This window comes from Bacillus sp. ChL18 (assembly GCF_026241425.1).
In the GTDB taxonomy this organism is placed as follows: domain Bacteria; phylum Bacillota; class Bacilli; order Bacillales; family Bacillaceae; genus Bacillus; species Bacillus velezensis.
Genome location: NZ_JAPHWE010000003.1, coordinates 45136 through 59055, shown reverse-complemented (window position 1 = coordinate 59055; position 13920 = coordinate 45136). Strand labels below are relative to the sequence as shown.

Below are 13920 nucleotides of genomic sequence, written 5' to 3'. Positions count from 1 at the left end.
ATGATTTTGGAAAACGCTCAGCCTTCCAAACAATATAAAGTCATGCCGATCATGATTTCTTTACTGACGGCAGGGTTTATCGGCATGTTCAGTGAAACGGCGCTGAATATCGCCCTGACTGACCTGATGAAGGAGTTACATATCACTCCTGCGACCGTCCAGTGGCTGACGACGGGCTATCTGCTCGTTCTCGGTATTCTTGTCCCGGTATCAGGTCTGCTTTTGCAATGGTTTACGACAAGACAGCTGTTTATCGTTTCACTTGCTTTTTCCATTATCGGTACGCTGATTGCAGCGCTTGCGCCGAGCTTTCCGTTTCTTTTAGCGGCAAGAATCGTGCAGGCTTTAGGAACCGGGCTGCTGCTGCCGCTGATGTTTAATACAATCCTCGTCATCTTCCCGCCGCATAAGCGCGGAGCGGCGATGGGGACGATCGGGCTTGTCATCATGTTCGCTCCTGCGATCGGTCCGACATTTTCAGGGCTTGTGTTAGAGCATTTGAACTGGCATTGGATTTTCTGGATTTCCCTGCCGTTTCTTGTGTTGGCTCTTTTATTCGGCATCGCCTACATGCAGAACGTGTCTGACATTACAAAACCGAAAATTGACGTGCTTTCCATTATTCTGTCTACGATCGGGTTTGGCGGCATCGTATTCGGATTCAGCAATGCGGGCGAAGGATCAGACGGCTGGTCAAGCCCGACGGTTATCGGTTCGCTCACTGTCGGTGCGATCGCGCTCATCTTATTTTCCATCAGGCAGCTGACAATGAAACAGCCGATGATGAATCTGCGCGCTTTCCGCTATCCGATGTTTGTTCTCGGTGTCGTGATTGTATTTATCTGTATGATGGTTATCTTATCGACAACGCTTCTATTACCTATGTATTTACAAAGCGGACTGATGCTGACGGCGTTTACGTCCGGGCTCATCCTGCTGCCGGGCGGTATTTTAAACGGCTTTATGTCTCCGGTGACGGGGCGCCTGTTTGATAAATACGGACCGAAGTGGCTTGTCATTCCCGGGTTTGTCATCACGGCAACTGTGCTTTCGTTTTTCTCAAACATTAACGGCGCTTCAACGGCGCTTCTGATTGTCGCGCTTCATACATGCCTGATGATCGGCATTTCCATGATCATGATGCCGGCGCAAACGAACGGCTTAAATCAGCTGCCGCCGGAATTTTATCCGGACGGAACAGCCATTATGAATACGCTCCAGCAGATGGCCGGCGCAATCGGCACTGCGGTGGCGGTCAGCATCATGGCTGCCGGCCAGAAGAATTATATGAGCACCGCGAAAAACCCGAATGATCCTTCCGCATACTCTCACGCGCTGATTGCGGGCGTCCAGCACGCCTTTATCTTCGCGATGATTGTCGCCGTTATCGGCTTGATCAGCGCTTTCTTTATGAAACGGGTCAAAGTGAATCACTCATAAGAAAAACAGCAGGCTCCCCGTGAGTCTGCTGTTTTTTTATATACCGCGCGCTTCAGCCAGTTCATCAATCGCATAGATCAGATCGTCAGCCGTGTTATAGAAATGAGGCGCCAGCCGGATGATTTGTCCGCTGGGGGCGCATACGATGTTTTTCCGCCTCAACAGCGCAGCCGTTTCCGCCGCTTTTTCATCCCGTATGGAAATCATGCCGGGTCTGTCATCGGCAGACGGCGGCCCTGTGAGATTCAGTCCTTTTTCAGAAGCGTATTCATACGCAAATGCGCTGAGTTTTTTTACTTCTTGGTGAATGCGGTCTGTGCCGGCATCGTTTAATAGAGATAAAGCCGCCTGTGCCGCATATATGCTGATAAATGCCGGAGTTCCGGTCTCAAAGCGTTTGGCTCCGTCCGCATAAGAAAAACGGGTTGAATCCAGCATCGACGCCCGCTGCTGCCCGAACCACCCGGTGACTTTCGGCTTCAGCCGTTCGGCAAGTTCCTTTCTGACATAAAGAAACGCCGTTCCCGGTATGCCGAGCATATACTTTCTCGCACCCGCGGCCAGCATATCAACTCCCCATTCTTTTACATCAATCGGGATGTGCCCCGCCGATTGATAAGCATCGACAAAAAGAAGCGACCCTTCTTTGCGGATATCTCGGCAATGCGCTTCATATCCTGGACAAAACCGGACGTATATGACACATGGGGCACACAGGTGAAAAGCGTCTGTTCCGATATGTACGTCTCATACCGCTCTAACGGGATCATTCCATCTTCAGACGGCACGACTGAAAGCTCCATCTCAGTCTGTGCCTTCAAAATGTGGGCGATCGCCGGAAAATCCAATTCCGTATACACCGCCTGTTTCTTTCGGCAATCCGGTAAAGCGGAAACGACGGCAGAGACAGCAGCCGTTACTGAAGGTAAAACGGCAATTTCTTCAGGATGGGCGCCGATCAATTTCGCAAATTCACACCTTGCCTGTTCCGTTCGCCTAATGGCTTCTTCCCAGTTTCCGCCATGCTGAAGCAGGCTTTCCTGATAGTCATTGATCGCTTTTGAAACCGGCAGGGCAAGAGCGCTTTGAGAGCAGCTGGCGAGCATCGTATGTGTGCGGAGCGCCGGAAATAAAGATCGGTATTGCACCAGAGGCGAATTCAAGACGTGTTTCCCCCTTCGGCAGGAATATATGTCCATTATAGAGTATGGTAAAAAGAAAAGGAGGGTTTTATATGGAGAAAAAAGTATTGCTGACAGGCTTTGACCCCTTCGGCGGGGAAACGGTCAATCCTTCATGGGAAGCGGTCAAACGGCTGGACGGTGCCGCTAAGGGCCCCGCCTCTATCGTATCTGAACAAGTGCCGACCGTTTTTTATAAGTCCCTTGCTGTGCTGCGCGAGGCGATCAAAAAGCATCAGCCTGACATTATCATCTGTGTCGGACAGGCAGGCGGCAGAATGCAGATCACGCCGGAACGGGTCGCGATCAATCTCAATGAGGCGCGCATACCGGATAACGAAGGAAACCAGCCTGTCGGGGAAAACATTTCTCAAGACGGTCCCGCGGCCTATTGGACCGGCCTTCCGATCAAACGGATCGTTGAGGAAATCAAAAAGGAAGGCATTCCCGCGGCTGTATCCTACACGGCGGGGACGTTTGTATGCAACCACCTCTTTTACGGCCTGATGGATGAAATCGCCTGCCGCCATCCGCACATCCGCGGCGGGTTTATACATATCCCGTACATTCCGGAGCAAACCTTGCAGAAGTCTGCGCCGAGCCTCAGCCTGGATCTCGTGACAAAAGCGCTCAAAATCGCCGCGGTGACCGCCGCGGCGCATGAGGACGATATTGAGACCGGCGGAGGCGAACTTCACTAAGCTGCAGACGCCGCCTCGGCCCATTTCTTCCGGTAAACGATGCGGGACAGCGTCACACTGATTTCATAGAGGACGAGCAGCGGAATCATGACGAGAAAGTCAGACATAAAATCCGGAGGCGTAATCAGCACCGAGACGACGATCAGCACAAAATACGAAAGCTTCCGAGCCTTTGCCAGCCGGGTTGGATTCACGATTCCGAGCCGTGTCAGAAACATGACGGCCAGAGGCATTTCAAACAAAAATCCGAACGGCAATGTAAGATTCAGCATAAAGGTAAAATACTTGTCCGCCGTAAATACCATGTCAAAATGGCCGGCGGATAATTGTGTTAAAAATCCGAGCACAATCGGAAACAGCACAAAATACCCGAAGGAAATTCCGATGATAAACAAAACCGAAAGCCCCGGAATGTAAAGCAAAGCGGCGCGGCGTTCAAACGGGGTCAAAGCCGGCGCCGTAAAACGCCAGAGCTGAAAAGCGGCAACCGGAATCGCTGCCGTAAGGGCGCATATTCCCGCAATCATCATATACACCCATAAAATCTCGCTCGGCCCTAAAACGGCCAGCCTTCCATCCAAATCCTTGATCAGCCAGTCATAAATGTCCTGCACAAACCAGCAGGCGCCGATAAAAAATAGAAGAAAGGCGATAACGGTTTTAATGAGACGCTGCCGGACTTCCTCTAAATGCCCGATCAAGTGGGTTTCTTTTTTATCCAATCGTACATCCTCCTTATAGAGAAAGAGGCAGAAACGGATTCGTCTGCCCCCATGTCAGGATTCAGCCTGCCGTTTTGTCTTTCTCAGCCGCCTGCTTGTCCGGCTCTTCATTTGAGACCAATGTTTTTGCGGCGCTTTTAAATTCAAGCAGCGTGCGGCCGGCGGCACGGCCGATCTCCGGAAGCTTTGAAGGTCCGAAAATGATGAGAGCGATGACGAAGATCAGGATCAACCCGGGAATGCCGATATTTGAAAACATGAGTGTGCCTCCTTATTGTGAGATTTTGGCCCGTTTCTTTCTCATTTGCTTTTCATGCGCATTGTTATGGGCGAAGAAACGATCCTCTTCCACCTCGTTTGACTGCTTTAAACCGCCTGCAACCGCAGCTTGAGAGACCTTCCGAATCCCCGTCTGGTCTTTCTGATAAATGAATGAAGCCCGCGTGGATACCTCAGCCCCCGGCTCCGTCACGTACGGCACCACTCTGTAATCCGCTCTCCATTGGGCAGGGGTCACCGTACAGCGGACATAGCCGCGGTAATCGTTGAAAAACTTAATATGCGGGTTTTGTTTTAAGATTTGATCCGTATCGGCCCGTTTATCCGCCCCGTTTCCTCCAGATGTAATGGAAGTCCCGACGAATTCGGCTCCGAAAATCTTTGAATTCGTTTGATTAAAATCGGTATGCAGGTTTGACGCCCAGCTTGCGTGAACATCACCCGTCAGCACGATGACATTGTTCAGGTTTTTGCTTTTTATAAAATTGATGACCCGCTCCCGCTGAGCCGGGTAGCCGTCCCATGAATCCATGCTGTATATCGGATTGGCGGTTGTTCCGAAATTCCATTGCGCGAAAAAGATTTGCTGCGCCAGCACATTCCACTTCGCTTTTGAGGCGGCTAAATTTCCGAACAGCCATTGCTCCTGTTCTGTCCCCATCAATGTGCGCTTCGGATCTCTCCACTCATCAGAAGGCGGCTTATTCCCGTCGCCGTTGGCCTGATCATCTCTGTACTGTCTTGTATCAAGCACATTGAACGATGCCAAATTGCCATAAGAAAATTGCCTGTACAGCCGCATATCAGGACCGTTCGGCAATGACATGCGCCTGAGCGGCATGTGTTCATAATAAGCCTGGTAAGCTGCGGCCCTCCTGAGCACAAACGCTTCAACGGATTGGCCTTTTTCAGGGATAATATTGGCATAATTGTTTTCCACCTCATGATCGTCCCACGTCACGACCCACGGAAATGCGGCGTGGGCGGCTTTCAGATTGGCATCAGAGCGGTATTGGGCATGACGGTTGCGGTAATCTGACAGTGTATACACTTCAGCGCTGCTGTGCGTCCTGACATTTCCCGTTTTTGACACATATTCGTTCGGTCCGTATTCATAAATGTAATCTCCGAGATGGAACACGAGATCAAGCTTTTCCTTCGCCATATGTTTATACGCCGTATAATAGCCGTGTTCATACTGCTGGCATGAGGCAAACGCAAACGTCATGGCGGATACGTCAGCGCCGGGAGCGGGCAGCGTTTTCGTCCGGCCGACGGGACTGAGCTCATGCCCGCTTTTAAACCGGTAATAGTACACTTTATTGGGCTTGAGCCCGTCCGCCTCGACATGGACGGAGTGTCCGAGATTCGGCTTGGCCATTTCCGTTCCGCGTTTGACGATGTGACGGAAATGTTCATCAGCGGCGATTTCCCATTTTACCGGCACGGCCTGCTTCGGCATGCCGCCCCCATTCAGCGGGTCAGGGGCAAGACGCGTCCAGAGAATGACGCTGTCAGACAGCGGGTCGCCGGAGGCTACGCCGAGGGTGAACGGATAGTTTGAAAATTTCGGAGCGGCATTCACTTCAAACGCGCCGATGGATTGCGCGATCGCTAACCCGAGGGAAAGACCGGCGATTTTCCCGGCGCCCTGTATAAATGCGCGGCGGTCAAACGTATTGTTCTGAAAGCTTTTGTTCTCCAATTCCTTGATCCATTCATCTAAACGGCCGTCATGTGTCATGTCAGTTCCCCTTTCGTCTCATTGATCGCCCTTATTATAAAAAAGAAATGTTAAACCGCTATGAAGAAGTGTGAAGGGTTTGTAAGGCTGAAAAATGGACGGCGGGAGACATTTTTCACATTGTTTCGACAAACCTTGCCCCGCCGGGAGAAAACCCCCTCCGTTTCTTTTTGGCTTGTCATCCGTCAAGCGCACTTTTTTCCTATTTTTCTTCACAAAAAATTAAAAAAACACCGTTCATTCTAAGAACGGTGCGCCCGGGATTAAAATGTATTGTACACGTTTTCGCACGTTTCACCTGTCGGCTGATAGAAGCAGTGGGATTTGAATCTGGCGACAAACGGCTGATCATACCAAGTCGGCGGGCAGTTTCCCGGCGGCTTAAAATACCACAGGCTGAACTTAGCCGGCCAAAACCGCTCTCCGTTAATCGTCCGGCGGGCAAGCCTCCGCTCTGATTCGCGCGGTCTTTGATAAAAATATCCGTGAGTCACCGCTTCAAACGCGTGCGGCTGAAACACCATCTGCCTGATGGTGCGCAGGCCTTTAAAATCAGAACAATTCGCCCGCACCCGATTGATTCCCACATTGCCGACCAAAAGCATTCCCTGCTTCCCTTCGCCTTCCGCTTCCGCCCTGAGCAGCCTTGCCATTAGATCCAAATCGGCGCTCGATGCTTTTACGACTGCCATCATGACACCTCCCGTATTTTCTCCCTTCATCATATTCAGCAGCGGCCCAGTGATGACAGCCAAAAGCCAGAAAACAAATGTTCACGAAAAAAGGGTTTATATTTCTCGTTATGAGGAAACATACTAACATGATTTCCATAAGGAGGAATTCGCATGGAACACATTAAAGCGCTTGCCATTAAAGGCATTATGACCATCATTATTCTGTATCTGATACTCGGCTTAGGTTTTCGCTTTACATTCGGCGACGTGCTGCTGATGACCATTGTGCTGGGAGCCATTTCCTACTTTACGGGCGACCTGTACGTGCTTCCGAGATGGAATAATATCACGGCGGCGTCCGCTGATTTCGGAATCGCTTTTCTTGTTGTCTGGCTGATGGGAATGCCGCTGTCCATGGGCATTTCCGGAGGAAGACTGGCGTTTGCCGCTCTTATTTCCGCCGTCATCATCGCTGTCGGAGAATATTTTTTCCATATTTATCTGATGAGAAAAGACTTGGGTGGGTCCCGTTTTTTAGAACCCCGGTCCGAATAACGTAAAAAAGGCCGGATAACGGCCTTCAGCTTGTAGAAAAAATGATGTTTTTTCTGCAAGCTTTTTTGTTTTGTGCTGTTTCTTCACATATTCATTTGATTTCAGATGCAGAAAAAGCACTCCCACATGCCTAGCCTTGCTTGGCTGGGTATGTGGCAATCTTCAACATCATTTTGAATAAGATCAGCGGATCAAGTGAGCGCTGCAGTAAGGTTTGACCTTTTCAACGATGAAAGAGAAGTCTATGTATTTATCAATTTTTCGAAGAAGGTGATCCTCTTTGACGAGTTGGTCAAGCAGAACGAATTCGGCTGTGCTTTGAGAAGCGTTTCTTGTGCGGAACATGAGAAAGACACCGTCCTTTTCTGACTTTCTTTTATTTTATGACAGGGGAATGGATATTTTAAGGAAAAAATAAAGGCTGTCGAGATTTTCTCGACAGCCTGAGCCCCATAAAGGGGGCTTTTTATTTGTAAAGTATAAACACTTTATACATCTTGATATAACTGATAAACCCTTTTCAGCCTTTCTTCGAGCTGTTCAAAATGAACAAAGCGGGCTTCTCTCAGAAACTCAGTCCCATCAATGAACAAAAGAAGCACGGGGACAGTGAAGACTGAAAATCTGCCGGCAACCTCTTCTACCTCGTCGGCGTTGGTATGCCCCAATTTGATATTCGGAAACTGATCCAATACCTTTCTGAGCTGCGGCAGAACAGCGTGACATACTGTACAGGCGGGTCTTGAAATGTAGATAAAACTGAATTGATGCTGCTTAATAAAATTCTCAATAGAATCTAATGAATGTAAGTCTGTCAGCTTTTTCATCAAAATCCTCCTTCAAATCGGCTCGTCTTTCATGACCAAGCTCATCAATACTCGTACATTCACTATACACATTTATATTGATCATATCCGCTTTTTTGCTATTCAGAGCACCTTAACGTTGTGCCTGAAAAATAAAAGAACAGTTACCGCTTTTCAGTAACTGTTCTTAGATACTTATATTAAAAATGCAAAGCGTACGCCCCTGAACCGATGAGTGCAACTCCGATGGAGACTGCAATCAGCACCAAGTTATATTCAAAACCGCCGGCACCATTCGCAAACCCTTTCGCTCCATGTACTTTTACAATGGCGCCTAACATAATGATCGTTATGATAGCAGCTCCAAGCGGGAGGAATACACCTAAAATAAATAAAATTCCGCTTGCGAGTTCCCCGAGACCTGATAAAGCGGCCGCGGCATTGCCTGGTTTAACTCCAATTGACTCGAACCATTGTCCGGTTCCTTTAATCCCGTATCCGCCAAACCAGCCGAATAATTTTTGTGATCCATAAAACAGAAACACCACACCAATCATGATTCGAATAAGTAATAGTCCTGCATCTTCCATTTTTATCTCTCCTTATTTTTCATATTATATAATGTGCTGCAAGGCAGCTTGTTTACCAACAGTCGCTTCAACAAACATCTGTTAAATGTATGCCTTATTATTTTTCTTCATGCTTCACGTTCATCTATCAATCAATCTAATTCTCTCACTTCAAACGGCAGCAGCCCTTGTTCAATATGAGCCCGGTGCGGTTCATACTGCTCAGGGAGCATCAATTTTCCGCCCATTGTTTCTTGTGACTCATCATGGGCAAAGCCCGGCGGATCAGTTGCGATCTCAAATAAGATTTCCCCGTGTTCTCTGAAGTAAACCGCATTAAAATAGTTTCTATCCTGAACAGGAGTCACACCATATCCGTGCGCAGCAATGAATCTTTGCCAATCTAATTGATCTTCGTCATCCTGAGCCCGCCAAGCGATGTGATGCACTGTGCCGACACCCATTTGTCCGCGGCCGATCGGCGTTAATTTAAGATCAATCACATTCCCGATATCACCGGCAGAACGATAACGAACGAAGTCTCCTTCCTTGCCGACTCGCTCAAGCCCCATGATGTTTTCCAGCAGTTCACCTGTTTTTTCAGGCTGTGCTGATAACAGGGTTGCACCGCCAAAACCTTTAATGGCAACATCCGGGGTTACATCTCCGAAAGTCCACGTATTGGCCTCCCCGGCTTCTCTTTCCACGATTTCTAAATGCAGGCCATGCGGATCATCAAATTCTATATATTGTTCTCCAAAACGCTCGATTTTTGTGTATGGCACGTTGAACTTTTCAAGTCTCTTTTCCCAAAATGCCATGGCACCTCTCGGCACGACGTAAGATGTCACGCCAACCTGTCCGTCTCCAATGATGCCTTGACGGGCATCCGCCCACGGAAAGAATGTGATGATTGTTCCCGGCTTCCCGCCTTCATCCCCAAAATAAAGGTGATACGTCCCCGGATCATCAAAATTGACTGTTTGCTTGACCAATCGCAGCCCCAGCACTCCCGCGTAGAAATCTGCATTCTCTTGAGGGTGACCGACAATTGCTGTAATATGATGGATTCCCATCGTTTTTTTAGCCATTTTTATGCGCTCCTTTACAAATATTTAAATATACTCCACAAACTCATTCACAGGCTTTCGGTAGCCGCGCGGCCTTCTGTTTTCTATTTTTTCTTTCCCGATTGTAATCATCATGACAACCTCAAATTGATCATCTATATTCAAAATCTGTTTCACGGCTTCAGTATCAAACCCTATCATCGGACAGGTGTCCCAGCCTTTTTCCTTAGCACTCAGCATAAACATCATCGCAGAAAGTGAAGCATTTCTTATCGCCTCATCTCTCTTAAACGGTTCTCCCCTGTTTTCATAAAACGAAACGGTGTTTTGAACCATGTGATCATACTCTTGTTTATTTAATACCCCCAGCATCTTCAACCCTTCATAGATGTCAGCCGCTTGCTGATATGCCTGCTTATCCCCTAAAACCAAAAGAACCGCTGATGAGCTGAACACTTTATATTGTCCGTTTGCGGCCTGCTTCAGCTTTTCTTTTACCTCCGGGTCAAGAACCGTCACATATTTTGTATGCTGCAAATTAAAAGCTGATGGAGCCAACGCAACCAATTCAAACATTTCGTTGAGCTCATCTCTTGTGATTGGATGTTCTGGAAGAAAGTTGCTTGCAGATCTTCTTTCATTCACCAGCTGTACAAATTCAGCCATTTCTCTCGCACCCCTTTTATCTCGAATTCGAGATATTATAGTATAGAAAATCAAATAACGTATGATTAAAAAACGAAACGTTCTCTTCACTGATCTTTTCGTGAATCAAACGATCGGCAGGTTCTTATCCTGCACTCTAAATAAATTATCTTGAATTAAAAAATCTTGAATTCGAGATAATAATAAAAGATAAATACTCAAATGTCAACAGTTCATTTTTAAATTCAGCGCCATTTTGTCTGTGTACTGTTTAGCCCTGCTCCAACTTTTTTTCTGTCACCTTATTTATTAGTAAACAGGAAACAACCTTGCTATAGACCCACTCGAAACTGAATTGGTACGATAAGCAAAGTGATTACACAAGAAAGGATACGGAGAGCGAATCAAAAGCGCCCCTATTTTTTTGTGCAGTTTTATAGGAGGAAAAAATGACAAGTGAAAGAGAACAAATAAGCAAAAAAGTTGCTTTGATTGCATTGATAGCCAATCTGATCTTAATGGCAGGAAAGATCTTTTTTGGACTGATAGGCGATAGTGAAGCAGTTTTTGCCGACGGTATACATTCTGCAGCGGATGTCGTGGCTTCAATTGCTGTCCTGGCCGTCATCGGCATTTCTAATAAGCCGCCCGATCAAGACCATCCTTTCGGGCATGGCAAAGCTGAGGTCATCAGCGAAGCGATTGTAGGAATAATATTAGTGCTCGTTTCCGTGTATATTCTAATAGAAGCGATTTCGTCCTTTGTTGAAGGTCCAAGCATCCCGCAATACAGCGCATTTTTTGCGGCTCTGATATCCTACGTGGCTAAGCAGATCTTATATCGTTATTCGATCAAACAAGGGAAAAAATGGAACAGTAAAGCGATTATAGCGATTGCATACGATCATAAAGGCGATATCGTTGCCTCTCTTGCCGCTTTTATCGGCGTCCTATTGGCGATTATCGGGAACACATACGGATGGTCCTATCTGTTGTACGCCGATGCAATTGCCAGTGTCATCGTGGCGTACCTCATTTTTAAGATTTCAATGGAATTAATCAGGCCGTCTGTTGACGTTCTCATGGAAAAAAGTGTTGATCCCGAACTGATAGAGGAATATAAAGCGGTTATTTTGCATTGCCCTCAAGTCAAACGGCTCGATAAAATCCGAGCAAGAGAACACGGCCACTATAAATTGCTTGATGTCCGGTTATCTTTGGATCATGATTTGACGATTAAGCAGGGACACGATATTGCCCGCGAAATCAGAAATGAAATCAAAAGACACTTTTCAGATGTTGAAGAAGTGCTCATCCATGTGAATCCTTATTTTGAAGAATGAAAAAGCAGCTTGTAGAGAAAATGATGTTTTTCTGCAAGCTTTTTTGTTTTGTGCTGTTTCTTTACATATTCATTTGATTTCAGGTGCAGAAAAAGCACTCCCACATGCCTAGCCTTGCTTGGCTGGGTATGTGGCAATCTTCCACATCATTTTGAATAAGATCAGCGGATCAAGTGAGCGCTGCAGTAAGGTTTGACCTTTTCAACGATGAAAGAGAAGTCTATGTATTTATCAATTTTTCGAAGAAGGTGATCCTCTTCGACGAGTTGGTCAAACAGAATGAATTCGGCTGTGTTTTGAGAAAAATTTCTTGTGCGGAACATGAGAAAGCCATTTTTTCTGTCTTTCTTTTATTTTATGACAGGGGAATGGATATTTTAAGTGAAAAATAAAGGCTGTCGAGATTTTCTCAACAGCCTGAAGGCCGGATAACGGCCTTATTCGTTTGATTTCACTGATCAATATGCTTTCTGATAAAATGCAGCAGCGTGTTTCCTTGAGCGGTCAATATGACGCCCTTCGCGCCGCACTTCGGACAGGGCGTCCCTTCCTTCTCCTGGCCGGTTCCTTCACAATGCGGACACGTGAGCTCAAGATCGTCGGTTGCGATCACCATGAATATCCCTCCTTTTTTGATTGTCTGTCCGTCTCCAGTCACTTTCCATGGCCATCACCTCCTTAACAACACAAAAAAACCCCGTCCATCAAAGGACGAGGTTTTCGCGGTGCCACCTTTATTAACGGCTGAAAAGCCATTCTCTCAAAAAGTACAGAAACACACGGTTTCAATACTCCTTTCTTGATAACGGGGAAAGAATCCCGGCACCGCCTACTGTCATTTCAGCGCAGCAATTCAGAAGCCCATTCGGCACCGGACGGGGATCGGTTCACAGCGGCCACCGACTCTCTGAACCCCGCGCGCTGATGCGTACTTACTCTTCCTCAGCATTGTTCATCCGTTCTTTTATTTTAAAATGTATCATACGCTGTCATCCGGCGGAAGTCAATAACCTTTCGGATCGGACAGGCCGAGCATGTCCCGCGCCATTTGCATATGCTCCTCTTGCCCCGTCTGAAGCGCGAACTTCGCCGTTTCCACAGGGTAAGCGGCCTGCCATTCTGTCACATGCTGATTTTCGTTTATAAAAATATGCGGAGGGTGCATGCCATGGATCAGCGCGGAAAAATCAGGCCAGTACGAACTGTACTTTATCCACGTTTGCCATCTTTTCCAAAACCAGCTTACCGGCTGCCTCCGCTGACAAACTTTGATCCTTCGCGTAAATCTTTCGCCTCTAAAAAGAAGACGTGAATGAATTTTTTCATATTCACTTTAACCGGAGAAAGCGGCACGGTTTCCTTAGCCTGCATTTCTTTCATTCTCTTGCTGACAGCGGGGAAATCAAAGAATTTCGAGGCGTAATATTCAAATTTGGGGTTTGAAAAATCAGTTGTGCCCAATGAAGCGAAATGGTTTAACGAATGAATGACGGCCCTTCTGATCCGCTGTTCCGAGGCTTTGATTTCCCTGTTAACCTCGGCTTGTGCCGCCGCAGGCCCCAGCTTCCGGATGGCGACGTTTGTAAACATCTGCTTTAAAGACGGGATGTTTCTTTCCGCCTGTTCATCCTCAAATAAATAGTGAAGGACGGCCATGAGGTCATGCGCCCCGCTTTCTCCCACGATGCCTAATTCCGATAAAAGAAATTTTCCTGTTTCTTTGATTGATTTCTCATGCATCCCCCCCGGCCCGCTTTTTTTCGGCTCATTCCGCTGAATAAGACGGCTTAACGAATGTTGGATGTCGCCGATCGAAGTTTCCAGTTCAATCCGCTCTTTTACTTTTCGCAAAACGGTGACGATCTCGATTTTGTTGATCGGTTTGTGGATAAAGTATTCGATGCCGAGAGAATAAGCTTCTCCCACCATTTCCTTTGCCTCCACCTGCGATATCATCACCGCTTTTCCGTTGTACGACCCCTGAAGATGCCGGATCGTCTCAATCCCGTCCCGCCCCGGCATCAGCAGATCAATTAATAAAATATCGACTTGTTTAAAATGGAGATAATGCCCTTCAATCTGGCTTCCGTCCTCTGCCTCACCGACGACTTCGCCTAAGTCCTCGTCCTCGATCATCTGTTTTAAAATGGAACGGATCGCCCGGTCATCATCAGCTATAAAAAAACGCATA

Annotated in this window: 14 protein-coding genes, 4 pseudogenes and 1 other annotated feature; of the genes and pseudogenes, 4 read left to right on the top strand and 14 right to left on the bottom strand. The window is 47.3% G+C overall.

Annotated elements, in window-relative coordinates:
* Entirely contained in the window at window positions 1-1440 is a 1440-nt protein-coding gene (gene lmr(B), locus OQ477_RS16805) for a lincomycin efflux MFS transporter Lmr(B) (protein ID WP_265973280.1), read from the top strand.
* A 36-nt stretch (window positions 1441-1476) separates the two neighbouring features.
* On the opposite strand, the pseudogene OQ477_RS16800 reads toward lmr(B), so the two are convergent.
* Window positions 1477-2603 (bottom strand): annotated as a pseudogene (locus OQ477_RS16800) (aminotransferase class V-fold PLP-dependent enzyme).
* 71 nt (window positions 2604-2674) lie between these two features.
* Between OQ477_RS16800 and pcp the strand changes: the two are divergent.
* Window positions 2675-3322, top strand: a complete 648-nt coding sequence (gene pcp, locus OQ477_RS16795) for a pyroglutamyl-peptidase I (protein ID WP_265973279.1) — start codon at window positions 2675-2677, stop codon at window positions 3320-3322.
* Here the strand turns inward: pcp and tatC are convergent.
* The 4 genes from tatC to OQ477_RS16775 all read right to left on the bottom strand — a co-directional run bounded on the left by tatC (window position 3319) and on the right by OQ477_RS16775 (window position 6759).
* On the bottom strand, window positions 3319-4044 hold the full coding sequence (gene tatC, locus OQ477_RS16790; RefSeq protein ID WP_265973278.1) for a twin-arginine translocase subunit TatC: 726 nt from the start codon (window positions 4042-4044) through the stop codon (window positions 3319-3321). The two genes, pcp and tatC, sit on opposite strands and share 4 nt — an antisense overlap.
* A 61-nt stretch (window positions 4045-4105) precedes the next feature.
* Window positions 4106-4303, bottom strand: a complete 198-nt coding sequence (locus OQ477_RS16785) for a twin-arginine translocase TatA/TatE family subunit (protein ID WP_014469689.1) — start codon at window positions 4301-4303, stop codon at window positions 4106-4108.
* 12 nt (window positions 4304-4315) lie between these two features.
* Entirely contained in the window at window positions 4316-6067 is a 1752-nt protein-coding gene (locus OQ477_RS16780; RefSeq protein ID WP_021495297.1) for an alkaline phosphatase D family protein, read from the bottom strand.
* 263 nt (window positions 6068-6330) lie between these two features.
* The gene (locus OQ477_RS16775) at window positions 6331-6759 is read right to left on the bottom strand and encodes a cell wall hydrolase (RefSeq protein ID WP_011996267.1); all 429 of its coding nucleotides are present in this window, start codon (window positions 6757-6759) and stop codon (window positions 6331-6333) included.
* 153 nt (window positions 6760-6912) lie between these two features.
* Between OQ477_RS16775 and OQ477_RS16770 the strand changes: the two genes are divergently transcribed.
* Entirely contained in the window at window positions 6913-7296 is a 384-nt protein-coding gene (locus OQ477_RS16770; RefSeq protein ID WP_265973277.1) for a DUF2512 family protein, read from the top strand.
* 166 nt (window positions 7297-7462) lie between these two features.
* Here the strand turns inward: OQ477_RS16770 and OQ477_RS16765 are convergent.
* The 5 genes and pseudogenes from OQ477_RS16765 to OQ477_RS16745 all read right to left on the bottom strand — a co-directional run.
* Window positions 7463-7641, bottom strand: a pseudogene (locus OQ477_RS16765) (IS5/IS1182 family transposase); the annotation flags it as partial.
* 143 nt (window positions 7642-7784) lie between these two features.
* Window positions 7785-8123 (bottom strand): thioredoxin family protein, encoded by a 339-nt coding sequence (locus OQ477_RS16760; protein WP_265973276.1) that lies wholly within the window; start codon window positions 8121-8123, stop codon window positions 7785-7787.
* Between the two features lie 179 nt (window positions 8124-8302).
* On the bottom strand, window positions 8303-8692 hold the full coding sequence (locus OQ477_RS16755; protein ID WP_007609195.1) for a DoxX family protein: 390 nt from the start codon (window positions 8690-8692) through the stop codon (window positions 8303-8305).
* Window positions 8693-8823: 131 nt separating this feature from the next.
* Window positions 8824-9762: a ring-cleaving dioxygenase gene (locus OQ477_RS16750; RefSeq protein ID WP_265973275.1), complete on the bottom strand. Its 939-nt coding sequence runs from the start codon at window positions 9760-9762 to the stop codon at window positions 8824-8826.
* Window positions 9763-9786: 24 nt separating this feature from the next.
* Window positions 9787-10407 (bottom strand): nitroreductase family protein, encoded by a 621-nt coding sequence (locus OQ477_RS16745; protein WP_265973274.1) that lies wholly within the window; start codon window positions 10405-10407, stop codon window positions 9787-9789.
* Window positions 10408-10835: 428 nt separating this feature from the next.
* Here OQ477_RS16745 and OQ477_RS16740 point away from each other — a divergent pair, with 428 nt between their 5' ends.
* Window positions 10836-11729, top strand: a complete 894-nt coding sequence (locus tag OQ477_RS16740; protein WP_265973273.1) for a cation diffusion facilitator family transporter — start codon at window positions 10836-10838, stop codon at window positions 11727-11729.
* Window positions 11730-11870: 141 nt separating this feature from the next.
* Here OQ477_RS16740 and OQ477_RS16735 read toward each other — a convergent pair.
* The 4 genes and pseudogenes from OQ477_RS16735 to OQ477_RS16720 all read right to left on the bottom strand — a co-directional run.
* Window positions 11871-12052: pseudogene (locus OQ477_RS16735) on the bottom strand (IS5/IS1182 family transposase); the annotation flags it as partial.
* Between the two features lie 128 nt (window positions 12053-12180).
* On the bottom strand, window positions 12181-12345 hold the full coding sequence (locus OQ477_RS16730) for a tryptophan RNA-binding attenuator protein inhibitory protein (RefSeq protein ID WP_032872714.1): 165 nt from the start codon (window positions 12343-12345) through the stop codon (window positions 12181-12183).
* Between the two features lie 88 nt (window positions 12346-12433).
* Window positions 12434-12684, bottom strand: a binding site (T-box leader).
* 48 nt (window positions 12685-12732) lie between these two features.
* Window positions 12733-12963 (bottom strand): annotated as a pseudogene (locus OQ477_RS16725) (hypothetical protein); the annotation flags it as partial.
* Window positions 12964-12971: 8 nt separating this feature from the next.
* Window positions 12972-13919 carry a DNA-binding domain-containing protein gene (locus OQ477_RS16720; protein WP_007409014.1) on the bottom strand — a complete coding sequence of 316 codons (948 nt, stop codon included), beginning with the start codon at window positions 13917-13919 and terminating at the stop codon, window positions 12972-12974.
* Between the last annotated feature and the right edge of the window lies 1 nt (window position 13920).